The organism is Neobacillus sp. plas4, from assembly GCF_057221695.1.
The window spans coordinates 2,753,598-2,778,410 of the sequence record NZ_CM170152.1; the positions used below are offsets into that span (position 1 = coordinate 2,753,598).

Here is a 24,813-nt window from a genome sequence, read left to right on the forward strand (position 1 = left end):
TATAGGTGGAAAAAGGCATATGAAAAAGATTTTTTTTATGTGTCCTTAACATTGGTGCCAGTTTAGGGACTCGTAGTAGCCCACGTAAAGACAATATGCTTTTAAAGCCAATTCTTTCGAAACCCCTAGCTTTAGCTATGGGGATACACATAGGGTATAATGATCGTATACTAAAGCAAAGGGGTCCTTCTTTATGAGTCAAAGAGTTTCTTACTATGAAATTGCACCAGATGGTATGAAAATAATGATGGATATGGAAAAATACACGAAAACGACAACAATCGAACGAAAACTTCGTGAGCTTATTAAAATTCGAGTTTCTCAAATTAATGGCTGTGCATATTGTTTGAATATGCACACAGCAGATGCTCGAAAAATGGGTGAAACCGAACAACGAATATATTGTGTCAGTGCATGGAAAGAGTGTGAATTTTATACAGAAGCAGAAAAAGTAGCTTTAGAGTTGGCAGAACATGTAACATTAATCCCGACAAAACGTGTTCCAGATGAGCTTTATCAACGAGTGCGTGAACACTATGATGAGAAAAAGTATGTTGACCTTGTTTTAATCATTAATCAAATTAACACTTGGAACAGAATTTCTATTGCAATGGGCAATGTAGCAACTGAAAAATAATTTTTCTCAAACGAACATCTTATGGATGTCCGTTTTTTCTTTGTAAACCGCTTTTTAGGAGGTCTATCGAAAATAGTATAAAAAACACTACTAAACATAAAAATAACAGAGATTGGAGGCATAGAGGTGAATAAATCAAAATTATGGACCAAAGATTTTATCATCATGTCCGTATCCACTTTTTTTGGGGGATTAACCTTTTATTTATTAATAACAACTTTAACCGTTTATGCGATTGAAGAATTTAACGCCTCACAAAGCATGGCGGGTCTTGCGTCAAGTATATTTGTAGTGGGCGCACTCGTTTCACGCCTTTTTGCTGGAAAATATATTGAGATCATTGGACGTAAGAAAATGCTTTATGGCGGACTATTTTTATTTTTGATTATGATGTTGTTATATTTTTTTGTAGAAAACATGAACGTATTATTGTTTATTCGTTTTGTTCACGGAGCAGCGTTTGGGGTGTTTACCACAGCTATATCAATTGTTCTCATGGATATTATTCCAAATGATCGTCGAGGGGAAGGTATAAGCTATTTTTCATTAAGTATAACCCTTGCAATGGCCATTGGTCCCTTCCTAGGTCTTTATTTAAGCCAACAAGGAAGTTTTACGATGATATTTGTAGTTTGTACCCTTTTTTCTCTAATAAGTACGATTATCTTATTATTTGTGCGTATCCCAGAAGGACACATCACAAAAGATCAGCTTAATGAATTGAAAGGTTTCAAGTTGAAAGATTTTTTTGAAATAAAGGCTGTTCCAATCTCCATCATTATTGCCATTATGGGGTTTGCATACTCTGGTATCCTGTCATTTATGACTGCTTATGCAAAAGAAATTGATTTAATGGAGGCTGCAAGTTTCTTCTTTCTTGTATATGCTATCTTCATCTTGATTTCAAGGCCATTTACTGGGCGGTTATTAGATAAAAAAGGGGATAACATTGTGATGTATCCAGCCTTACTATTTTTTGTGTTCGGATTAGTTACCCTTAGTCAAGCCCACCAAGGATTCACATTCCTTTTAGCAGGAGCGCTCATTGGTCTTGGATTTGGAACGATGTCGTCTTGCTGTCAAGCAATTGCCATTAAGGAATCACCGCATCACCGAGTGGGGCTTGCAACCTCAACCTTTTACGTATTTATGGATTCGGGCGTAGGAATTGGTCCTTTTCTATTAGGATTTATGATTCCTTTTGTTGGTTTTCGAGGCTTGTATTTAACCCTGGCAGTGGTCGTATTTGCGAGTATATTTTTGTACTTTATACTTCATGGAAAAAAGAAACCTACAGAAAACAATATCCTACAAGCGAGCTAGTATTTAAAGATGGAATATTTGGATTTTGATGCATTTGAAATTCGTCAGGAGCAATTTAAACAAATTCAATTGAAAATCTATCCAAAATGCAAAAAACGCCTTCAAAAATCTTTTTTAAAGGCTTTTTTTGACGTTTCGCCCTAAAAATGTCCTCACAAGTAGAAATGTGAAATAAAGGGTCAGTCCCCCAGTGAGTTAATGCTTTAACGTGATGAGGGACTGACCCCACTTCCCCTAAGGTAAGCGGCATCAAATTTGCCCAATTAAAGTAAGAGATTGAAAGGTTTTCGGATTATTGACAAAAACCTCTTATAAACACTATAATAATGTCATAAATTCTTCTCATTTTATTAGGAGATTCGACATATGAAAAAAAACATGCTGGAAGAATTATGCTACCTTCATACAAATCTATCGAAGGAAGACGTTTTACAATTACAAGAGTTAGTCGGAAATTTACCTTTAATCGCTGACTTGAATAAAGCAAATATTTTTGTTGATTGTTTAACAAAAGAAGGAAAGCATGCGATTGTCGTCGCAGAGGCTGCACCGACAACGACTAAACCAGTTTATAAAAAATCTGTTGTGGGAAAATTTGCATATGAAGCGTTTGAGCCTTCCGTTCTCTATACATTAAGGACTGGGAAGCCAGCGTTTCAAAACCGGGCATTAACCCAAGAGGGAAAAACGGTAGATCAAAGTGTTGTTCCAATTAATGGCGCTAATGACCGGGTAATTGGTGCGCTCATAATGGAAAAGGACGTTAGTGAACAGCTTCAAAATCAGCAAAAAATGGAAGCGTTGTCAGAAGCGAATGAAACATTGAGTGAAATTCTTATCGGTTTGACTGAAAATCGTCCAATTATACCTGAGATGATTGAAGAATCTCTCTTCTTTATCGATCAAGAGGGGAAAATACTCTATTGTAATCCTTCAGCAATTAACCTAATTCAGGAAATGGGCGAAAATGATAGTTCGATAGTACAGCCATTAGTTTCTTATTTTCCTAGAATTCAAGCAATCCTCAATGAACCTGAAGAACTCATGATTCAGGAAGTGGAGATGTTAAATAAGGTTTTTCAGGTAAAAAAAATAAAGCTTGATCATTTTGACAAAGCAAATGGCATGTTTGTTATTTTTAAAAATATTACTGAACTAAGAGAGAAAGAAAAAGAATTGATTGTTAAATCAGTGGCAATACGTGAAATTCACCACCGTGTTAAAAATAATTTGCAAACGGTTGCCAGTCTTTTGCGGCTTCAAATGAGAAGAGGCCTGCCCGAGGAAAGCAAAGTCCATTTTGTGGAAAGCTTAAATCGCATTACAAGTATAGCCTCGGTTTATGAAGTCATATTGTCCAATTCAAGTGTGGATGATGTTGATATTTATAAGTTGCTTGAAAAAATCGGCAACATGCTTGTTTGGGAATCTGAGCATGAAAATAAAAAAATAATGATTTCCTATTCGGGGCAGCACCTGCAGATTAAATCAAATAAAGCAGTATCAGTTGCCTTGGTGATAAATGAATTAATCCAAAATTGTGTAAAACATGCCTTTAAAACGATGGATGAAGGTAAAATTGATGTCCTATTTGAGCAAAAAGGCAATGATATTGAGGTTCAAGTGATCGACAATGGGGAAGGATATTCGCCAAAGTCAAAACCCTCATTAGGATTAGATATTGTCAGAATGATGGTTGAGCATGATTTATCTGGTTGTTTTTCGATTCAACGAACCGATCTAGGGACGTTGGCCACTGTTACATTCCCCGTAGAAAGGGAGATGAGTCTATCGTGAAAAAAAGAATTATCGTGGTGGAGGATGAATCCATTGTCCGCCTTGATGTGACTATAATGCTCGAGGATGCAGGATATGAGGTAATTGCTCAAGCAGGTGATGGTGAAAAAGCAATAGAACTTGCTTTTTCATTAAAGCCAGATTTAATCATAATGGATATTAAAATGCCAAAATTAAATGGTTTAAAAGCAAGCGAAATCATTTCGAAAAAAATGAATACACCAATCCTTATCTTAACCGCTTATAGCCAAAGAGAGTATATTGATAAGGCGAAGCAGGCGAATATTATGGGTTACCTAGTTAAACCGATCACAGAAGCCAATTTGATTCCAGCAGTAGAAATAGCGCTAAGACAAGCAGAGAATACCCAGGTTTATCGGGAGCAAGTAGAAAACATGAACAAACAGCTGTTGGGCAGAAAAATGGTTGAAAAAGCAAAAGGGATCCTCATGGAGAAATATAATCTTCCAGAAGAGGCCGCCTTTCGAAAAATGCGAAAAATTAGTATGAACAAACAGGTTCCACTGGAAAATGTGGCGAAGCAAATTATTTTGAAATACAATGCTTAAAATCTTTTACAAGTGAATAAACTTAGGCAAGGGTGCTATGCGGTTTTGACTTTTGGAACCGTACGGCACCTTTTTGTCTTTTTCTGCAAAATGTAGAAGCGTATTCACAGGAGGGATTGTCTCATTTTCCATTTACTATATATTTTTTATACGATCGAGGAGGGGTTAAACATGGAGATGGTAGGAAAAATAGTCATTTACATCATCATGACTTGTGCAGTAATGGGGGCAGTTGCGGCGATCCGTAATAGTGATGATGGCTTGGGTAAACAATTTATGGAAGGGTTACATGCTGTTGGGCATATTTTCGTGCCTGCAGCGGGGATCATGGCTTCAATTCCATATCTATCATGGTTTATTGACAAAGTTTGCGGTCCATTTTTTGCGGCAATTGGTGCAGATCCAGCGATTGCGGCAACAGCCATACTAGCCACAGATATGGGTGGATACCAATTAGCTGAAGTGTTAAAACAAACGCAAGAGGGATGGATCATGGCGATGATCGTTGGCTTCATGGCTGGTGCGACAATCGTTTTCTCGATTCCAATGGGGCTTGCGATGCTTGATAAGCGAGACCATAAATATATGGCCCTTGGTGTAATGGCAGGGGTATTAACGATTCCAATTGGAGCACTTATTTCTAGTACAATTATTGCTCTTTCAAATTCAAAAGTCCGTGATTTTATATCGACTTCTGGAGAGGCGAAATTCCAATTTGCCTTAGGTTATGGACAAATATTGTTGAATTTAAGCCCGCTATTATTATTCGTTCTTGTAATTGCAGTAGGCTTATATTTCCTTCCAGATTTAATGATTAATGCATTTATGTGGTTTGGAAGAATTTTAGATGCAGGTATCAAGCTTGTTCTTGTTTTCTCCATCGTGGAAATTTTCACAGGACTTTTTTCCAACGTTTTAGGTGGTTGGGGCTTCCACCCAATCATGGCGGATAAAGCAGATCAATTCCGCGCATTAGAAACCGCTGGGTATATTGGTATCATGCTTGCTGGTGCCTTTCCAATGGTTTACTTATTGCAAAAGTATGCGGGGGGCCCGCTAGAAGCACTTGGTCGTAGGCTTGGGTTAAGTAAAGAAGGCAGCGCCGGATTGGTTGCAACGATTGCCAATATCCTTGCGATGTTTAAATTGGTTAAAACGATGCCGCCGAAGGATAAAGTGATCAATATTTCTTTTGCCGTCTGTGCAGCGTTTTTATTAGGGGACCATTTATCCTTTACCGCAAACTTTCAGCCGACTTTAATCCTGCCAATCATTATTGGAAAAATTTCTGCTGGTGTCATCGGTATCGGACTTGCCTATTGGTTATCAGTACCTAAAGCACTTGAGCTAGAGAAAAAGGACCGTGAAGCTGGTATCATTGGTAAGGATGAGTATTTACCAGCAAAAGAATATGAAAAGAAAGTAGTGTAATTGAAATGAGTGAAGAGAAAAAACGATTTATACAAGAATTTGTACCAGGAAAACAGGTGACATTGAGTCATGTAATTGCCAACCCTGATCCGGATATGTTTGATAAACTAGGAATTGCAGAGGGGGGAGCAATGGGAATCTTAACGTTGACGCCTAGTGAGACGGTTATTATCGCTGGAGATTTAGCAACGAAAGCGGCCGACGTGCAAATTGGCTTTTTAGATCGTTTTACAGGCAGTCTGGTCATTGTTGGCAGCGTTTCCTCGGTACAAATGGCAATGGAAGAAATTAACCGATTCTTATCTGATGTTTTACGTTACACACCTGCAGAAATTACTAAATCATAATGGGGGTAAGGGCGATGACGAAGAAAAATCGGGCGATGCTGATTGGCTCCATTGGTGCTGGGAAATCAACATTAACGAATGCTCTCCTTGGAAGTAAAGTTCCGGCGGTTAAGACCCAAGCACTTGTCTATCGTGACTGGCTTGTCGATACGCCAGGTGAGTATACGGAAAATCCGTTTTTCTACAAAAATATTATGGCAACGGCACTGGAAGTTACTCACGTTTTATACATGCAGGATGCGACAAAGCTAAAAACAATCTTTCCTCCAGGATTTAGTACAGGTATTACGAAGTTACCAATCGGGGTTGTAACGAAATGTGATTCAGAAAAGGCAGATATCAAGGAAGCGGTTCGTCAATTAAAAAGGGTGATACCAAGTGGACCGATTGTCATGACATCGGCATTTACTGGACAAGGAATGCAAGAAATAAAAGATCTAGTAAAATGCAACACTATGGAGGAAATGAAGAATTACACAAAGACCATCCCTGAAGAAATAGCTATTTTTTTATGAAACCCTTTACAAAAAAGAATTAATAGACTAAAATACTAATATAACAAGTGAATATAGTAGGCAAAGGCGCCTTATACAATCTGTCATTTTTCCGATGGATTGTATAGGGCGCCTTTTTGGTTTTTAAAATATGAGGTGATCTCCATTAAACGATACGAGCCTCAACATGAGGAAATTCTTAGCGCGGGTATTGATATTGGGACCAGTACGACAAAGCTTGTAATTAGCAAGTTTTCGCTCATGAATGTGGCAGGCGGGATGCATATGCCGCGAATTGAGATTATTAACAAGGAAGTATTATATCGCAGCCCAATCTACCGGACACCATTATTGTCTTCGACGTCCATTAATAGTAGTGAGGTAGAATCTTTGGTTCAGAGAGAATATTTAAAGGCTGGGATAAAGCCAAATGACATCAAAACAGGAGCTGTCATTATCACTGGTGAGACAGCAACAAAACAAAATGCCCAGGAAATGGTTCATCATTTGTCCAATCATGCAGGAGACTTTCTCGTCGCTACTGCCGGACCCGATCTTGAGGGTATTATAGCTGCTAAAGGTTCGGGTGCCTTTGAATATTCAAAGAAGTCAGGGAAAGTGATTGCCAATATCGATATTGGCGGGGGAACCGCCAATGTTGCTATTTATAAATCAGGGAAACTACTCGGAACCTGTACCTTGCATATTGGCGGCAGGCTGATAGAATTTGCGGGTTCAAAGATTACTAGTATATCGCCACCTGTAAGAGAATTGTTTCAACAGTGGCGGGTACTAGTTAAAGAAGGCGATCAGCGAAAAGATTCAATCATAAAAGGTTTAACAGAATTTATGGCATCTGTCATTGCAAGGATGTTAAACAGACAATTGCTCAAAACGGATAAACCCTTACTTTTAGGTCACGCACCGAATTGGCAGGAAGACATTTCTGCGATTATGTTTTCAGGTGGAATCAGTGAATGCCTTTATAAATACGAAAGCGGTTCCCCAGTAACCGCACAATATGATGATATCGGAGAAATTCTTGCTGCGTCACTTAGGGAAAGCAAGGAATTAGCTCAGTGGCCATGGATCAAACCGGATGAAACCGTACGCGCTACCGTACTTGGAGCGGGGACACAGACAACCGAAATCAGCGGTGCGACCATTCAAGTGGACAGCAGTCAATTACCACTGCGCAATTTACCCGTTTATCAGATTTCCTTTGATCATGATTTGCAAAAGGGCTTAAAGAAATTGCCTGGAGCTGTTCAACACGCCGTAGAAGTGTATGACTCACAGCGGGAAGGACAAAACTTTGCCTTGTTTTTAACCGAAATCCCGTATTTAGGTTTTCGTGATATTCAACAATTAGCCGCAGCAATCTTGGAATCTGTGAAAGTAAAACCGAATGGTGAACAGCCGTTAGTGATTGTTTTGGAAAGCGATCATGCAAAGGTTCTTGGTCAAACCATTAAAGTCCAAAATCCGAAGCAAAACATCATCTGCATCGATCAAATTCGGGTGGAAAATGGAGATTATATCGATATTGGACATTTACTGCAAACAAGTGTGGTGCCAGTTGTTATCAAAACATTAACGTTTCATCATTAGGAAAGGAGGATTTTTCCTTGAAGCTGCAAACGAATTACTTAGGAACCGTTTATCAATTTGCTTCCTTAAAGGATCTATTTGCGAAAGCAAACGAAGAAAAGTCTGGAGACCGTTTAGCGGGTTTAGCAGCTGAAACCGTCCAAGAACGGATTGCTGCTAAATTAGTGCTTAGTCATTTAACGCTTTCGGATATACGTGAAAACCCATTACTTTCTCCCGAAGAGGATGAAGTATCACGGATTATTGAAGGTCAAATCAACGAACCTGTCTATCAATCTATTAAAAATTGGTCCGTAGCCGAGCTAAGAGAATATATTTTAAACGATTCGACAACGGGTGAGGAACTAAAAAGACTTAGCCGTGGACTTAATAGTGAAATGATCGCTGCTGTGGCTAAATTGATGTCTAACCTTGACCTCATTCACGCAGCAAACAAAATCGAAATCTTAACAAAATGTAATATTACCATTGGCTATAAAGGGACACTCGCCTCACGTCTACAGCCTAACCACCCGACGGACAATGTCGAAGGAATGATAGCCTCCCTAAAGGAAGGACTATCGTATGGGATTGGTGATGCGGTAATCGGGATTAACCCAGTCGATGATTCTGTTGAGAGTGTTAAGCGTTTGCTTCATGCTACCCATAATTTTATTAAGGAGTGGGAAATTCCTTCGCAAAACTGTGTCCTTGCCCACGTTACCGCACAAATGAAGGCCATTGAGCAAGGGGCGCCAGCGGACATGATTTTTCAAAGTATTGCTGGGACAGAAGCAGCGAATCGCTCATTTGGTATCACCGCCTCTTTACTTGAGGAAGCCAATCATATGGCAAAAACCTTAGGGACAGGAACTGGGCCACAGGGTTTGTATTTTGAGACAGGCCAAGGTTCAGAGTTATCAGCAGAAGCTCATTATGGGATTGATCAACTGACACTGGAATCAAGAAATTACGGTTTTGCCCGCCATTACGATCCATACATCGTTAATACCGTTGTTGGATTTATTGGACCGGAATACTTGTATAACAGTAAGCAGGTTATTCGCGCCGGCTTAGAGGATCATTTCATGGGGAAAATGCATGGCATTCCGATGGGTGTTGATATTTGTTATACGAACCACATTAAAGCAGACCAAAATGACATTGAGGATTTGGGTGTACTATTAACGGCTGCTGGGGTTAATTTTATCATCGCGACGCCAATGGGTGATGATTGCATGTTAAATTACCAATCGATGAGCTACCATGATGTCGCTACCTTAAGACAAACGATGAATAAGCGCCCTTCGCCAATTTTTAGTGAATGGCTCGAGAAAATGGGAATCCTTGAAAATGGCAAACTGAGTAAGATTGCTGGGGATCCAACCATTTTTTCCCGATAGGAGTTGAAGAAAATGAATCCTGAGCTTATAGAAAAAGTTACAAAGCTAATTGTTGAAAAATTACAATCTGCAAATGAATCTGAAACACACGTGACGGGAACCAGCGACGTACCTAGTTCGGTCGTGAAATTTTGGGATCATACGTCAAATGGAAAACCCAAAAATACGAATCATCCACCAATAACTGAATCTAACGTGAAAGAAAAGGATACCGGGGGACTGATACAATTTGGGGATTATGGGACAGAAAATCCAAAGGATGATTTCACTGAAAGTGTTGTGCTGACTTCTTCACAAATTGAAAATCCATCTAATCCTGAAGAGCTGCAAGAGCTTATTGCGAAAACACCGTCACGGATTGGGGTCGGAAGAGCGGGTCTGCGTCCGAAAACCGACACATGGTTAAAATTCCGTTTTGACCATGCTGCTGCAGTAGACGCAGTATATGGAGATGTAAAGGAAGAACTTTTAAATCGTCTTGGTCTCTTTAAAGTAAGCACGAGGGTAAGCGATAAAGAAGTATACATTAGGCGCCCAGATTATGGACGAAAGCTGTCAGATGAGACAAAGCAATTAATCAGTGAAAAGTGCCGTAAAGAACCAACTGTACAAATTATTATTTCCGATGGGCTGAGCTCCAGTGCGATCGAAGAGAATGCAGAGGATGTCTATTTATCTCTCCAGCAATCACTGCAAAGCCTAAGTATCGATGTCGGAACGCCATTTTATATTGAAAAAGGCCGTGTTGCCGTCATGGATGATGTCGGTGAATTGCTTCAGCCGAAGGTAGTAGTTTTGTTAATTGGTGAACGACCGGGTCTTGTTAGTGCTGAATCCCTTAGTACCTATTTATGCTATATGCCAAGAAGAGGGACGATTGAAGCAGACCGAATGGTCATTTCGAATATCCATAAAGGCGGGATTCCTCCTGTTGAGGCTGGTGCGTATATTGGGACTGTCATTCAAAAAATACTAAAATATGAAGCTAGCGGAGTTTCGCTTGTTCAAAAGGAAAGCTAGGGGGTAATAAGTTTGGCTTTAGAACGTATTTACGCTGATATATTAGCAGTTCGCGTGATTCCAAATGTTGACCCTGATTTGGCAAAACAGTTTAACCTAAAGCCGTATCATCGAAGTCTGGCCATCTTTACCTCAACCGTTGATGATATTGGCTACACAGCCCTTGATGAAGCAACGAAACGGGCGGATGTTGATGTGGTGTATGCGAAGTCCTTTTACGCTGGTTCAGGAAACGCCTCCGGTCCATTATCGGGAGAAATGATTGGGATTATTGCTGGACCATCACCAGATGAAGTTCAAAGCGGGATGGATGCTGTTCAACAAACAGCTGAATCAGGTGCTTATTTCGTAGCACTAAATCAGGAAAAAACACATGCATTATATGCGCATGTCGTTTCAAGCACTGGTTCCTATTTATCTTCTGAGGCAGGAATTAGAATAGGCGAACCATTGGCATATTTAATAGCTCCTCCATTAGAAGCTGTTTATGGCTTAGATGCGGCTTTAAAAGCCGCAGATGTAAAACTAGTAAAATTTTTCGGTCCGCCATCTGAAACCAACTTTGGCGGCGGCCTTTTGACAGGAAGTCAATCAGCATGCCAAGCGGCAGCAGATGCGTTCCGGGAGGCAATCATGGATATAGCTGAGAAACCAATTAAATATTGATTTACTGAATGAGGGAGTGTGTAATGGTGCAATTTGATCAGGATCTCCAATCCATCCAAGAAATGCGTGATGCTGTCCAGCGGGCAAAGGAGGCGCAATTGAAATACTTGACCTACACACAGGAACAAGTAAATGAAATTGTTAAGCGCGCCGCACATGCGGCATATGCTAAATCTCTTGAACTTGCCAAAATGGCAGTAGAAGAAACAGGCATGGGTATTGTGGAGCATAAAAAAATAAAAAATGAAGTCGGTTCCATGGCTGTTTATGAATCGATTATGAATGAAAAGACAGTTGGGATTATTCATGAGGATCGTGTTAATAAGGTAACCGAGGTTGCCTATCCCTATGGAGTGGTTGCGGGGATCATCCCAACAACAAACCCAACATCAACAGCTATTTTTAAAACATTAATTTCTTTAAAAACAAGAAACGCCATCGTCGTCAGCCCGCATCCACGCGCTGCCAAATGTACGATAGAAGCACTAAAAATCTGTGAACAGGCTGCGATTGAAGCGGGCGCGCCAGAAGGTCTCATCGGCTGGATTTCCAAGCCGTCGATGGCTGCAACAAACGAATTACTGAAGCACCGTGATGTGAATCTAATTTTAGCAACCGGCGGAGGAGCCTTAGTCCGTGCAGCCTATAGCTCTGGTAAACCTGCATTTGGTGTAGGACCGGGGAATGTCCCTTGCTATATTGAAAAAAGTGCCAATATTGCTAAGTCAGTATCGATGATTATTGATAGTAAATCATTTGATAATGGGACAATTTGTGCAACAGAGCAATCTCTTGTAGTCGACCGTAATATCTTGCAGGTAGTTATCCGGGAGCTAAGGAATAACGGGGCGTACATTTTAAATGCTGAAGAGAAAGTAATCCTTGAAAAAGTAATTTCTCCTGCACCAGGTAAATTAAACCCGGATATTGTGGGCCAAAGTGCCATTAAAATTGCGGCAATGGCAGGAATTACTGTTCCATCCGATACGAGGGTATTAATCGCAGAAGAATCAAGAGTAGGGAAAGAGGTTCCATTTTCGATTGAAAAACTATCGCCAATCTTTGCTTTATATACAGCGGATAGTTATGAGGAGGCAAAGGATTACTGTCTAAAGCTTCTCAATCTTGGTGGAAGAGGGCATAGTCTATCGCTTCATACGAATGATGAAAAAGTTGCAAAAGACTTTGCGCTTGAAATGCCTGTATCAAGACTCATGGTCAATACCCTTTCGTCGATTGGAGCAGTTGGAGCAACAACAGGATTAAAGCCATCGCTGACACTGGGTTGTGGTTCATTTGGAGGAAATATAACTTCAGATAATGTGACAGCCCGTCATCTAATCAACATTAAGAGAATGGCCTATGGAATTAGAGAGGCCTCAATCCCGAAACCATCACTTGAAAATAAACAAACAAATGATGCGAAAGATGTTGAGTTTATCGTTGACCAAGTATTAAAACAAGTTAATCCTAAGGGCGAAGTTGACGCAAATGTAATCGCACAAATGGTAAATCAAGTTATTAAACAATATCAAACTAACTAATTAGGGGGAAATAAAAATGAGTAGAGAATTAACAGCATTAGGTATGATTGAAACTAAAGGATTAGTAGCATCTGTAGAAGCGGCAGACGCAATGGTTAAGGCAGCAAATGTTCATTTAGTTGGGAAAGTTCATGTCGGCGGCGGGATTGTTACCGTTCTTGTCCGTGGTGATGTAGGTGCTGTTAAAGCAGCAACAGAAGCAGGTGCAGCAGCAGCAACACGTGTTGGTGAGCTTATGTCTGTTCACGTAATCCCACGCCCACATAATGAATTAGAAAGCATTTTACCAAAATTAGAGGTTCAACTATAATAAAAGTTTAATAGGTTAGGAGCATATAACATGGAACAACAGGCCATACAATCGATTGTGAATGAAGTAGTTTCACGGTTAAAGGGAATTTCTATCAATCCTTTATCGATACCTATGGCTGTTTCTGCCCGGCATTGTCATTTAAGTAAAAGCGACTTGGAAGCCCTTTTTGGTGAGGGTTATGAATTAACAAAAAAAGCGGAATTATCACAGCCAGGTCAATTCGCTGCGAATGAAACCATTACGATTGTAGGACCAAGAGGGAGCCTTGAAAAAGTGCGCATTCTTGGTCCTGCCCGTAATATGACCCAAGTGGAAGTGAGTCAAACAGATTCCGTTAAACTAGGTTTGAAGCCGCCGTTAAGAGAATCTGGAGATATCAAGGGTTCTGCTCCGATTACATTGGTTGGACCAAAGGGGAGTCTCTATAAAAAAGAGGGGCTGATCATTGCCCAGGCTCATATTCACATGACGCCGGAAGATGCTGACCACTTTACTGTTGAGAATGGGGAATATGTTAAGGTGGAGGTTGATGGGGAACGCCCTGTCATACTTGGCAAGGTTCTAATTCGCGTTTCTCCAAGATACAAGCTTGAAATGCATGTCGATACAGATGAAGCCAATGCCGGTTTTATTACCGGGAAAACAATGGGTAGACTCATAAAATACGAGGAAGCATCATTATGATTGATCACAAAATGGTTGAGCAAATTGTACATGAAGTAATGAAGCAACTTTCTGTACCAGTAAGCAAACAAAAACCAAATCTTCTTTTAGTCGGGGAACCCATATATATTGAACCAACACTATTAGAGAAAATGAAGGATCATTGGAATGTATTAAAAGCTGAATCCTTTACAGGAAAAGAATTACACATGCTCGACCAAGTGCTTTTCCTCCATGTAACACAGGATTTGCTGGTAAAGGGAGCACTTGGTTTTTTCGATACGGACGATAGTAAATTGCTTTCACGCTGTATAATGGAATCGATACCCGTTTCTCTCATTCCAACCGCTTTTTTACAGGAACAGTTGTTGGAAAAAAATTCAAAGAACAAGGCTTATGTACAGCACTTGCTTGGATATAAGGAAAATTTGGAGAAATTTGGAGTTAAATTTGAGACATTTGAGAGCTTTATGAGCAATGGAACCGAAGTCAAGCTGGACCCAGTATCAAATTCCCGTAAGAAAAAGCTGTTAACACAGAGAGATGTAGAGGAAAGTAAAGAAGACCAAATTGTGATTGAGAAAAGTACCATTATTACTCCTTTAGCGCGTGATACGGCACGGGCGATGGGAAAAAGCATTAAGGTAATAGAATTAAAAGGGGCGAAAGGTTAATGCAAAAAGGGACAGTGATTGGTAATGTTTGGGCTACTAGGAAAGAGGATGATTTACTGGGGTTAAAATTTTTATTTATCCAGCCGGAAAACCCAGACCGAACTCCAGCTGGATCACCGTTTATCGCGGTGGACCGTATCGGCGCAGGCTTTGGCGACCAAGTCATCGTCACTAGAGGAAGCGCAGCTGCCAATATGTCCGGTAAAACAAAATTGCCAATTGATGCCCTGATTATTGGCATTATAGATTCTGTTGATATAGATACGAAACGAGGTGAATGATCATGGCAAGAGCATTAGGAATGATTGAAACAAGAGGGTTAATCGGATCGATAGAAGCCGCAGATGCTATGTTAAAATCGGCAGATGTCACTTTGGTTAAGCAAGAGAAAGTAGACGCAGCCCTTGTAACAGTATTAGTTCAAGGTGATGTCAGCGCAGTTCAAGCGGCTGTCGATGCAGGTAAAGCCGCAGCAGCACGAGTTGGAGAACTCGTTTCCGCCCATGTCATTCCACATCCAGATGAATCTATCAGGGATGTTTTATTAAAAAAGGATGATAAGAGCAAAGAAGCTGCCAAAGTTCCTTCCGAGGCGAAAAGTTCCAGCAAGAAGAAAATAGCAAATAAATCCGAAGAGGATCAATAATCCTAAATTTTTTTGAACGGGGGAGAAACATGGCCTTTACACGAAGAAAAATAGCGGTTATCGGAGCTGGATTCACAGGTGCAACCGCTGCTTTTATGCTGGCACAAAAAGAGCTGGGAGATGTTGTATTAGTTGACATCCCTGCACAATGCAATCCGACAAAAGGGAAAGCACTCGATATGCTAGAAGCTGGACCAGTTCAAGGCTTTAATTCAAAAATTACTGGAACTTCCAACTATGAAGATATTCAAAATGCAGATGTTGTGTTAATTACTGCTGGACTTCCAAGAAAGCCAGGGATGAGCCGCGATGATTTAGTTGCAACAAATGAAAAGATTATTAAAGATGTTTCGGAGAATGTTAAAAAATATGCCCCAAACAGCTACATCATTGTCCTAAGTAATCCAGTCGATGCCATGACATATGTATGTTTTAAAACGACTGGCTTTCCGAAAAACCGCGTCATTGGTCAATCCGGTGTATTAGATACAGCACGCTTTAATACTTTTGTTGCGCAGGAATTAAATGTTTCTGTTGAAGATATTTCCGGTTTTGTCCTGGGTGGCCATGGCGATGATATGGTCCCATTAGTACGTTATTCCTATGCCGGCGGAATCCCGCTAGAAAAAATTCTTCCACCAGATAGAATTGAAGCGATTGTGGAGCGAACACGTAAAGGCGGTGGTGAAATCGTGAACCTGCTTGGACAAGGCAGCGCCTATTATGCTCCAGCAGCTTCCATGGTCCAAATGGCAGAAGCAATTTTGAAGGATAAAAAACGGATTCTTCCATCCATTGCCTATCTTGAAGGGGAATATGGATACAACGATATTTACCTAGGCGTCCCTACAATACTAGGTGGAAACGGAATCGAAAGTATCATCGAAATACCATTAACCGATGATGAAAAAGCGGCACTCAACCAGTCCGCCCAATCGGTTAAAAATGTAATGAACATATTAGAAACAGCAAAAGCTTAACTAAAAAGGATGTCCTTAATTTTGGGGACCACTGAAAAAGTAACTAAAAGGTAGAAAGCTCATATTATTGAGAGCTTCTACCTTTTTTAATTTTATTATTAAGGTATCAATTTTAAGTTGCATTTGAAATTCGTCATGAGCAATTTAAACAAATTCAATTGAAAATCCATTCAAAAAAAAAACGCCTTAGAAAAAACGACTTTACTGGTGGACAGACTGCCAGTTGAAGGAATCGGAGAGAGACCTCCTGAAGATGTAGGAGGAGAAGGCGGACTATGTAGTCACATTCTAAAAAGCGGTATATTAAATTGCAATACAATACAGCTAAGCGCGGCTATTTATCTATAAGGATCCAATAAAAATAAATGCACAGCTTAATAGATTATAGCCTTCTAAAATCGGCGGTTTAGAATATGTAATTCTTCATAATCGAGGTGGTTAAATATTTGAAAACCAGACTTCTCATTTACAGTGATAAAAAAAGTGTTGCATGAAAATTCATATTGTTGTATTTTTATTATAATTTTAAAAATTTGAAGGGGAAAAAATATGGATATTTATCATGCAGTTGCCAGTGATGTTAATGGTATTTACGACTTAATCCAAAGCTACGCTGAACAAGGAGTAGTTTTGCCTCGCTCATATTTATCACTATATCAACATTTACAATGTATGTATGTAATGAAAGAGGATAATAAAATACTTGGTGTTGCCGGATTGCATATTTTAGGTCATGACCTAGCAGAGGTACGTTCATTAGTGGTAGCTCCAAATCAATTTGGTAAAGGCATAGGTCGTAAATTAGTTAATCACATAATTAATGAAGCCTCACGACTTGAAATTAAAAGATTAATATCTTTAACATACGAAACGGAGTTCTTTAAAAAATGTAATTTTGAGATTGTTTCAAAGGCTACCTTGCCTGAAAAAGTATGGATTGATTGTAATAATTGCCCCAAGAATACTTGCTGTGATGAAATTGCAATGATCAGGTATATAGTATAAATTTTTACAAATCCTTTACCATTACGGCTTAAAGAAAGTGGGCTGCACATAATCACAAAGGCCATCCACCGCCAGTTCGGAACAGCCGTTGACCAACAAATCTTTTAAGACGGTACCTTAGATGTACTGGCACTTATATCGGGTATATTTAAGCACTCTATTTAGAATCCCTAGCAATGCTTCTTTGGTTTCCCATCATAGTCATACGACATCGCGAATTCGCCGCCTTTCCAACCAGTAGTTTCCGAGATTCTTCGAAGAAGTAATAGTTTTTGTAAATGATAGCTACTACCAAAAGCACATGAAAGAACTACATCATAAATTTGGATTAAAACCTTAACTAGTCTTTTTTTTGGTGTTACAGTCAGTCACAACGAAGATGATTTTAGCGGCTGTCATTTTCATAACTTTTTGGAAAAGGAAAAAATCATTATGGTGGAGAATGAATAAAAAGGAGTATTTTGAGAATACATAGAGGAGCTGTTCTAAAATAGTGGATTTATTTAGATTTGTTTCGTATGTGTGAGTTTTATCATTTTTTCTCATTTAGAGGAATTTATTAAAATAACTACTTCTTAAATTGATGGATGAGTTAAGGTACAAGCTTTAAGGGAGCGATAAAGAGCTCACAATTACATCTAGGAAAAACTGGGTGGTGCCTGGCACTTTATTTTGTTTAAAGAGATGTATTGGCAAATAGATGGAGAATGGAAGTGAAACTTATGCTTGAAAGAATTAAGAGTCAATATACAGAATTTCCTTTGGAAAAACAGATAGACTGGTGGAAGGCCATTGTCCATTCTATTAATGATGGAGTTCTAGTCATCGATCATGAGGGTTTTGTAAGACTTATCAATCCTGAGTATACACAAATTACAGGTGTGACCCCTGATATTATTGGAAAAAAGTTGAGAGAATATAGACCAGGTGCTCAGCTACCTGAGATATTAATAGATAGAAAGTACAGGGTGGGAGTTTATCGAAAAACTGATAAACGGGAATATATTGTTGATATGGCGCCAATTATTATAAACGATAAAGTCATTGGGGCAGTATCTGTCTGCAAAAGTCTGACTGAAGTTCATAAACTTTCCCTAGAGTTAAAGCAAAAAGGAGAAAAATTAAATCAGCTAAAAAATAAAATAGATTCTATTTATCAAGCTAAGTACACACTTAACCAAATTATTGGAAGAAATGGTGGTCTAAAAGAAGCAGTTTATGTGGCAGAAAGGGTAGCGAATGCGATTTTGCCTATCCTCATTACAGGTGAAAGTGGTACTGGAAAGGAGTTATTTGCTCAAGCTATTCATAATGAAAGCAGCAGGAAAAATCAACCTTTTATCCCTGTTAATTGTGCTGCGATACCATCGGCTCTTTTAGAAAGCGAGCTATTTGGCTATGGGGACGGGGCCTTCACCAATGCTAAAAAGGGCGGTAAAATCGGTCTATTTGAGATGGCGAATAACGGAACTATTTTTCTCGATGAAATAGGTGATATGTCCTATGATCTACAGGCAAAACTGTTGAGGGTATTGCAAGAAAGAAAAATTCGTAGAGTGGGAGAAACAAATGAAAGGAGCATAGATGTAAGGATTATTGCTGCAACCCATCGTGACTTGCAACAGTTGGTCAAAAAGACTCACTTCAGAGAAGACTTATTCTACAGACTAAATGTTATCACTCTCCAAATACCACCTTTACGGGAGCGTAAGGAAGATATTTCTGACCTTATCTATTCGATGCTTCGTTCATCCCAAGTGAACTTTTCAATCGAAAACTCCCCAAATGAGTATACCATTAGCAGAGAAACCATGAATTTCTTGGAACAGTATGAATGGCCGGGGAATGTACGCGAATTAAAAAATGTTATTGATTATGCCTCCTGTATGGCAGAGGGAACGGAGATAAGAATTGAACATCTGCCTGAACGTATTACAAAAGAGCAATTCAACATGTATGAATCAAAGGATAGTTCGACTATAAAATCATTAAAAGAAGCAATGGAGGAAACAGAAAGAAATTTTATTATCGAAACATTAAAGAGGTTTGGTAGCGACATGGAAGAAAAGAAAAAGGCAGCAAAGTCGTTAGGGATTTCACTCGCTACCTTATACAACAAACTCAATCGTTATAAGATAGATTTCTAAGGTTTTAGAATTTTATTCATTCTAATTCTAAAATATTAGAAAACATGAATAGTACTATAAAAGTGGATAACAAGTTAAATTAGTTATTAATATTTTTTTCTAAAAATTTAGAAATTTCGATAAGATATCAAGGTAAGAGAGCGTCTGATTTAAAAGCGCTCTCTCTTTATATTTTTTTTTACCTATTAAGTAAAACCCGTAAAAATAAGGGGATTTTGAATAGATGATGTCACATTAAAAGATAAGATTACATTTTTGGCACGCTAATTGCATGTATTAAAGATAAGTAGCTTAATTGTTTTTGAAAAGGGGGTATGAGTGGAAGGTTTATTTTTGAGCAGGAGATTTGGACAATGGGATAGGTCAGAAATCAAAAGGAAATTGGGGGAATTTGATGTTAGCTTTAGTAGGCTTTCTAACGATTGGGACATTTCTTTTCTTAATCATGACGAAGCGGATGTCTGTCATTATAGCTCTTGTACTTGTACCGATTGTTTTTGGTCTGATTAGTGGATTTGGTGCCGAGCTTGGGCCTATGATGCTGGAAGGAATTCAAAAAGTTGCACCTACGGGAATTATGGTAGCGTTTGCTGTTTTGTATTTTGGACTAATGATGGATGCAGGACTTTTTGATCCAATTATTTCTCGAATGATTCGGATTGTTAAAGGAGATCCACTGAAGATTGTCATAGGTACAGCCATTGTTACCATGCTTGTTGCCTTGGATGGCGATGGTGCATCTACATTTATGATAACGATTTCAGCATTTCTTCCCCTTTATAAGAGGCTAAATATGAATCCCCTTATATTATCTGGTGTCGTCGCGTTAGGGGCAGGTGTTATGAATATTGCACCATGGGGTGGTCCTACGGCACGAGCAATGTCAATGCTAAATACAGATTCTGCAAACTTATTCAATCCTGTCCTACCTGCCATGATCGGCGGAATAGTATGGGTTTTGTTTTCAGCATATTGGCTTGGAAAAAAAGAGCGTGCGAGGCTGGGAGTTAGTGATACAAAGGGCAATTATGATGATTTTATGTCTGAACATGCGGCTGCAATTGAAGGCAGGAAACCACAACTATTTTGGTTCAATTTAATGTTAACCATTTTATTACTTGTTGCTTTGGTAATGGCATGGCTACCGATGCCTGTCCTATTTATTGTTGCATTTGTTATTGCATTACTAGTAAATTACCCAAAGTTTGAAGAACAGCAGGAACGACTGTCTAGCCATGCAAGTAGTGTTGTAATGGTTTCAACAATGATTTTTGCTGCAGGTATTTTCACCGGTATCTTTACAGGAACGAAAATGATTGATGCAATGGCATCGTCGATGGTTTCCGTTATACCTGAACAAATTGCAGGGTTTTTACCGTTAATTGTAGCGATTACGAGTATGCCTCTCAGTCTTGTATTTACTCCAGATGCTTATTATTTTGGTGTTCTTCCAGTCATTAGTGAAGCGGCAATTAGTTTTGGAATTGACCCTATTGAAATTGGACGGGCAGCGATACTTGGCCAAATGACAACAGGATTTCCATTAAGCCCTCTAACTGCGTCCACTTTTATTCTTGTTGGATTATCAGGCGTGAATTTAGGAGAGCATCAACGTTTTATATTTAAGTGGGCTTTTGCAACAACCATCGTAATGACAATAATTGCTCTAGTAACAGGAGCTATATCTATCTGAGGTGATAAATATGATAAGAATCGGTTCTGGAGCAGGATTTTCAGGAGATCGATTGGAACCGGCAGTTGTTTTAGCAGAACACGGACAGCTAGATTATCTAGTATTGGAATGTCTAGCTGAACGAACCATTGCTTTGGCACAAAAACGGAAACTTCAAAATCCTTCGTTGGGGTATGATCCCTTATTAGAAAAGAGAATGGAGCTCCTTTTGCCTGTCATCAGTAAAAATAAAGTTCGTCTTATAACAAATATGGGGGCAGCCAATCCTATTGGGGCAGCAGAAAAGATTGTAGAATTGGCAAGAAAACTCGGAGTTTCAGTCAAAGTGGCGGCAGTCACAGGAGATGATGTCTTCCACTCTATTAATCTCGAGGAAAACGCACTAGAAGTCGATAAACCATTATCTTCTTTTGGACCGCTCATTTCGGCAAACGCTTACCTAGGTGTTAAGGCGATATTGCCTGCTTTAGAATCAGGTGCAGATGTCATCATCACGGGACGAGTTGCCGACCCTTCTTTATTTGTCGCACCGATGATACACCATTATGGTTGGTCTTCGGATGATGCAAATCGGATTGCACAAGGGACAGTAGTGGGTCACTTGTTAGAATGTGGCAGTCAAATTTGTGGAGGATATTTTGCAGACCCTGGTAAAAAAGACGTTCCACACTTTGCTTATTTAGGTTTTCCATATGCCAATGTTGATTGTGATGGAACTGCGACCATCAGTAAAGTACAGGGAACGGGGGGAATCATCTCGTTAGCGACTGCTAAAGAGCAACTTCTTTATGAAGTAACAAATCCGAATGAATATATAACACCGGATGTAATTGCAGATTTTACAACGGTCCGTTTGAGAGAGATAGGACCTGATACCATTGAAGTTTCTGGTTGTACTGGTAAAGAGAAACCTGACACTCTAAAGGTTAGTGTAGGTTACCATGCCGGATACATCGGCGAGGGTGAAATTTCTTATGCTGGAATGAATGCGTTGGGCAGAGCAAAACTGGCCGGTGAGGTTATGTATGAAAGACTAAAGGATGATTTTTCTGATCTTCGAATTGATTACATAGGAAGTACCTCGGTTCATCGAACATCGTTTAGTCAAAATGAAGTTCCTTATGAGATAAGACTAAGAGTAGCTGGGAAAGCTCAAACGATAGAGAATGCGGCAAAAATCGGGGAAGAAGTGGAAGCACTCTATACGAATGGACCTGCAGGGGGAGGAGGAGCCCGTAAGTATACAAATGAGGTAATTGGCATTGTGTCTACTTTAATCTCACGTGACAAAATAAATACGTCTGTTGTTATTAGGGAGAGTGGAAAGAATGAAGAAAAAATTGTATGAAGTAGCTCACAGCCGTGCGGGGGACAAAGGAAATACATTAATGCTATCGCTAATACCTTACAATGAACAAGATTATCAAGTACTGTGTGAAAAAGTTACCGCCGAAAAAGTGAAAGAGCATTTAAAGGAAATTGTTGAAGGAAATGTAATTCGTTATGAGGTTCCAAATATAGCTGCACTACAATTCGTATGTCATCAGGCTTTACTGGGAGGAGTAACGACTTCATTAAGCGCGGATACTCATGGGAAAAGCTTAAGTTATGCTTTATTGGAGATGGAAATAGAATTATAGATTCTAAAGCGGGTACCCAAAATAACAAAATTCATATTTTTGGAGCAAAAAGTAAAACTAAGTTCTTCAACACTGGGTGTAAGAATTTAGAATACACTAGAATAACCACTATAATCTTAAGTAAAGGGGGAAAAGTGGCAGTCACTATCCATAAAATTGGATGGTGACTGCCACTTTTCATTTGACAATTGAGATCAATCAAAAACATACTAGATTTGTCAAAACAAACATTTTAAGTATTTCTATAAAATATGGCGCCGGTCTCTTCTCGAATGTTACATTTTTCGACAAGTGACAGGCGCTTTCTCTAATGGATACCACCCCGAGACGATGGAATATTGGATTTTGATGCATTTCAAGATTCAATAGGAGCAATTTAAACAAATTCAGTTGAAAATCCATCCAAAATGCAAAGAACGCCTTCAAAAATCTTTTTTAAAGGCGTTTTTGACGTTTCGCCCTAAAAATGTCCTCAAAAGTAGAAATGGGAAGTTCGATTTACTCAGCCAATCTCGTTACTTTAGAAGTGCCGGCAGTGAGCTAGTCCCCTCCTCTTATATCTGGATCCGCCAAAAAGGCATCAGCTTCTTAAGAAGAAATCAGGCAAGTATAATTTTGATATTTTAGAAGAAAAAAAATGAAAACCCACTAAAAGAGATTTCATCTTATAAACTAAAATGATATAGCAAGCGATCACTCGGATCCAGATTACAACAAAGATCACTAATTTAATGAACCCATTTATTATTTTACTGGTAGTGTTTAAACACCGAATAATCGGATTTCTATTTTGTGATTCAATTTGAGTAAACTGGCACGAGTATATTTATCCACAGTAATTTCTGTGAAAATAAGAGGGTGAAATAAATGTTAATCCAATGTACGAAATCCTTGCTAGATCAGCTTGGAATAAAGAGAATAGTGAGCTGCATTCTCCTGAAGGGCATGAGCAGTTCCCTAATAGCTTCATGGCATGCTAATTTTGTCAGTATTGATAGAAAAAAAAGCGATTGTTTTGATGAATAATGAAACAAGGTATTCGATTGGTATCTATAGACCAAGTAAAAAGGATCTTTCCAAAATAAATGAATTAATTCGGGAGGCAATCATTACGGCTTTACGAATGGAAGGTGTCCGTAAAGAAGTCATAGAAGCATATATGGAAAAAGCGGGTGACATTACATTTTCGAAAACTGCAAGTAAAAGCTTGGTAGCAAAGATGAATAATGCGGTGCGTGAAATTAAGTTCATGCAAGAATATTTAGATGAAAAGACAAGAATTCCACGATATATTAGCATGATAACAGGCAACTTTATTCAATTGTCTGGAAATGATCCAGGGTTTTATCCGATTGAAAAAATGCTCAAATGCCTAAGCCATATTTTTGGTCAGGAAGATCATGAAGCTGTGGAAGATGTTCTTGAAATCGACCTGTATCAACTGAATATAAAAATCAATCTAGAGAGGCATGAAATTTGGCGAAGGGTTTTAGTGCCTTCCACTTATTCCTTTAGACATTTACATAATATTATTCAAGCCGTTTTTGATTGGCACAACTCTCATTTACATGAATTTGTTGTGGAAAGAGCGGAAAGTAAGGACCTTATAATATTGATGGATGACGACCCTGAAACGATGGAATATTTGGATGTTGATGCATTTGAGATTCGTCAGGAGCGATTTGTTGCCCTTGAAGAAATTTTTCCAACCTATGGTGAAGTACTATATGAATACGATTTTGGAGATTCCTGGGCACATACGTTAACATTGGAAAACGTCATAAAATCAAATGAGTTTCGTGCAACATTTGTTGAAGGAATTGGAAAGAGACCTCCTGAAGATGTAGGAGGAGAAGGCGGCTATGAGGAATATCTGCGAATTATGGCTGATGTAAACCATTCAGACCATGAGGACATGAAAGAATGGGCAGAAAATCAAATGGAAAGAAGCTTAAGCCAAGAAAAGATTAATGATAGACTTAAGCGTGTAATTAAAGGTTATCGATATTCATATTTTTTGTGATTTGATTGAACAAATTACCTATCACTCTGAGTAAAAAAAGGCCAAGTTAACGGACTCTTTAGATGAAATCCGAGCATTTAACTATATAATGAAGGTGAGCTAATAGTAGTTATCGAGGGGCTGATCCCGAATTTCTAGATAAATGGGTCATTCCCCCGATTAACTACTGCTTTAATCACGGGGGAACCCATTTCTCGACAATCCTTAA

At 39.1% G+C, this 24,813-nt stretch carries 25 protein-coding genes; all 25 read left to right on the forward strand.

All coding sequences use genetic code 11. The features are described 5' to 3' along the window. Positions 1–193 precede the first annotated feature (193 nt). Positions 194–637, forward strand: a complete 444-nt coding sequence (locus AC2TFD_RS13720) for a carboxymuconolactone decarboxylase family protein (protein WP_484676000.1) — start codon at positions 194–196, stop codon at positions 635–637. A 126-nt stretch (positions 638–763) separates the two neighbouring features. Further along, a complete protein-coding gene (locus AC2TFD_RS13725) occupies positions 764–1,960 on the forward strand; it encodes an MFS transporter (RefSeq protein ID WP_484676001.1) in 1,197 nt (398 codons plus the stop codon). Between the two features lie 366 nt (positions 1,961–2,326). Continuing rightward, positions 2,327–3,757, forward strand: coding sequence for a sensor histidine kinase (locus tag AC2TFD_RS13730; protein WP_484676002.1), 1,431 nt, complete (start codon positions 2,327–2,329; stop codon positions 3,755–3,757). Further along, complete coding sequence (locus AC2TFD_RS13735) at positions 3,754–4,326, forward strand: ANTAR domain-containing response regulator (protein ID WP_484676003.1); 573 nt, start codon at positions 3,754–3,756, stop codon at positions 4,324–4,326. Before AC2TFD_RS13730 ends, AC2TFD_RS13735 begins: the two co-directional genes overlap by 4 nt. Positions 4,327–4,497: 171 nt before the next feature. Next, positions 4,498–5,757 (forward strand): ethanolamine utilization protein EutH, encoded by a 1,260-nt coding sequence (eutH, locus tag AC2TFD_RS13740; RefSeq protein WP_484676004.1) that lies wholly within the window; start codon positions 4,498–4,500, stop codon positions 5,755–5,757. A 5-nt stretch (positions 5,758–5,762) separates the two neighbouring features. Next, positions 5,763–6,104, forward strand: coding sequence for an ethanolamine utilization microcompartment protein EutS (gene eutS, locus AC2TFD_RS13745; protein ID WP_484676005.1), 342 nt, complete (start codon positions 5,763–5,765; stop codon positions 6,102–6,104). A gap of 14 nt (positions 6,105–6,118) precedes the next feature. Continuing rightward, a complete protein-coding gene (locus tag AC2TFD_RS13750) occupies positions 6,119–6,619 on the forward strand; it encodes a EutP/PduV family microcompartment system protein (RefSeq protein WP_484676006.1) in 501 nt (166 codons plus the stop codon). Between the two features lie 144 nt (positions 6,620–6,763). Beyond that, complete coding sequence (locus AC2TFD_RS13755) at positions 6,764–8,209, forward strand: ethanolamine ammonia-lyase reactivating factor EutA (RefSeq protein WP_484676312.1); 1,446 nt, start codon at positions 6,764–6,766, stop codon at positions 8,207–8,209. A gap of 17 nt (positions 8,210–8,226) precedes the next feature. Further along, positions 8,227–9,591 carry an ethanolamine ammonia-lyase subunit EutB gene (locus tag AC2TFD_RS13760; RefSeq protein WP_484676007.1) on the forward strand — a complete coding sequence of 455 codons (1,365 nt, stop codon included), beginning with the start codon at positions 8,227–8,229 and terminating at the stop codon, positions 9,589–9,591. 12 nt (positions 9,592–9,603) lie between these two features. After that, positions 9,604–10,611, forward strand: a complete 1,008-nt coding sequence (gene eutC, locus AC2TFD_RS13765; protein WP_484676008.1) for an ethanolamine ammonia-lyase subunit EutC — start codon at positions 9,604–9,606, stop codon at positions 10,609–10,611. A 12-nt stretch (positions 10,612–10,623) separates the two neighbouring features. After that, positions 10,624–11,277 (forward strand): ethanolamine utilization microcompartment protein EutL, encoded by a 654-nt coding sequence (eutL, locus tag AC2TFD_RS13770; protein ID WP_484676009.1) that lies wholly within the window; start codon positions 10,624–10,626, stop codon positions 11,275–11,277. Between the two features lie 23 nt (positions 11,278–11,300). Next, positions 11,301–12,821: an acetaldehyde dehydrogenase (acetylating) gene (locus tag AC2TFD_RS13775; RefSeq protein ID WP_484676010.1), complete on the forward strand. Its 1,521-nt coding sequence runs from the start codon at positions 11,301–11,303 to the stop codon at positions 12,819–12,821. Positions 12,822–12,837: 16 nt separating this feature from the next. Beyond that, the gene (locus AC2TFD_RS13780) at positions 12,838–13,131 is read left to right on the forward strand and encodes a BMC domain-containing protein (protein ID WP_063255493.1); all 294 of its coding nucleotides are present in this window, start codon (positions 12,838–12,840) and stop codon (positions 13,129–13,131) included. Positions 13,132–13,161: 30 nt separating this feature from the next. Next, entirely contained in the window at positions 13,162–13,818 is a 657-nt protein-coding gene (pduL, locus tag AC2TFD_RS13785) for a phosphate propanoyltransferase (RefSeq protein WP_484676011.1), read from the forward strand. After that, a complete protein-coding gene (locus AC2TFD_RS13790; RefSeq protein WP_484676012.1) occupies positions 13,815–14,471 on the forward strand; it encodes a hypothetical protein in 657 nt (218 codons plus the stop codon). The genes pduL and AC2TFD_RS13790 overlap by 4 nt, the downstream gene beginning before the upstream one ends. After that, on the forward strand, positions 14,471–14,752 hold the full coding sequence (locus AC2TFD_RS13795) for a EutN/CcmL family microcompartment protein (protein ID WP_484676013.1): 282 nt from the start codon (positions 14,471–14,473) through the stop codon (positions 14,750–14,752). The genes AC2TFD_RS13790 and AC2TFD_RS13795 overlap by 1 nt, the downstream gene beginning before the upstream one ends. Before the next feature lie 2 nt (positions 14,753–14,754). After that, a complete protein-coding gene (locus AC2TFD_RS13800) occupies positions 14,755–15,117 on the forward strand; it encodes a BMC domain-containing protein (RefSeq protein WP_484676014.1) in 363 nt (120 codons plus the stop codon). A gap of 29 nt (positions 15,118–15,146) precedes the next feature. After that, the gene (mdh, locus tag AC2TFD_RS13805; RefSeq protein WP_484676015.1) at positions 15,147–16,097 is read left to right on the forward strand and encodes a malate dehydrogenase; all 951 of its coding nucleotides are present in this window, start codon (positions 15,147–15,149) and stop codon (positions 16,095–16,097) included. Between the two features lie 549 nt (positions 16,098–16,646). After that, the gene (locus AC2TFD_RS13810) at positions 16,647–17,102 is read left to right on the forward strand and encodes an N-acetyltransferase (RefSeq protein WP_484676016.1); all 456 of its coding nucleotides are present in this window, start codon (positions 16,647–16,649) and stop codon (positions 17,100–17,102) included. 722 nt (positions 17,103–17,824) lie between these two features. Then, positions 17,825–19,249 (forward strand): sigma-54 interaction domain-containing protein, encoded by a 1,425-nt coding sequence (locus AC2TFD_RS13815; RefSeq protein ID WP_484676313.1) that lies wholly within the window; start codon positions 17,825–17,827, stop codon positions 19,247–19,249. A 394-nt stretch (positions 19,250–19,643) separates the two neighbouring features. Beyond that, complete coding sequence (locus AC2TFD_RS13820; RefSeq protein WP_484676017.1) at positions 19,644–20,942, forward strand: CitMHS family transporter; 1,299 nt, start codon at positions 19,644–19,646, stop codon at positions 20,940–20,942. A gap of 10 nt (positions 20,943–20,952) precedes the next feature. Continuing rightward, the gene (locus tag AC2TFD_RS13825; protein ID WP_484676018.1) at positions 20,953–22,290 is read left to right on the forward strand and encodes an acyclic terpene utilization AtuA family protein; all 1,338 of its coding nucleotides are present in this window, start codon (positions 20,953–20,955) and stop codon (positions 22,288–22,290) included. Next, positions 22,271–22,582, forward strand: coding sequence for an AtuA-related protein (locus AC2TFD_RS13830; protein WP_484676019.1), 312 nt, complete (start codon positions 22,271–22,273; stop codon positions 22,580–22,582). Before AC2TFD_RS13825 ends, AC2TFD_RS13830 begins: the two co-directional genes overlap by 20 nt. A gap of 867 nt (positions 22,583–23,449) precedes the next feature. Next, entirely contained in the window at positions 23,450–23,608 is a 159-nt protein-coding gene (locus AC2TFD_RS13835) for a DUF6933 domain-containing protein (RefSeq protein WP_484676020.1), read from the forward strand. Continuing rightward, a complete protein-coding gene (locus tag AC2TFD_RS13840) occupies positions 23,565–24,605 on the forward strand; it encodes a plasmid pRiA4b ORF-3 family protein (RefSeq protein WP_484676021.1) in 1,041 nt (346 codons plus the stop codon). Before AC2TFD_RS13835 ends, AC2TFD_RS13840 begins: the two co-directional genes overlap by 44 nt. Positions 24,606–24,813: the final 208 nt, after the last annotated feature.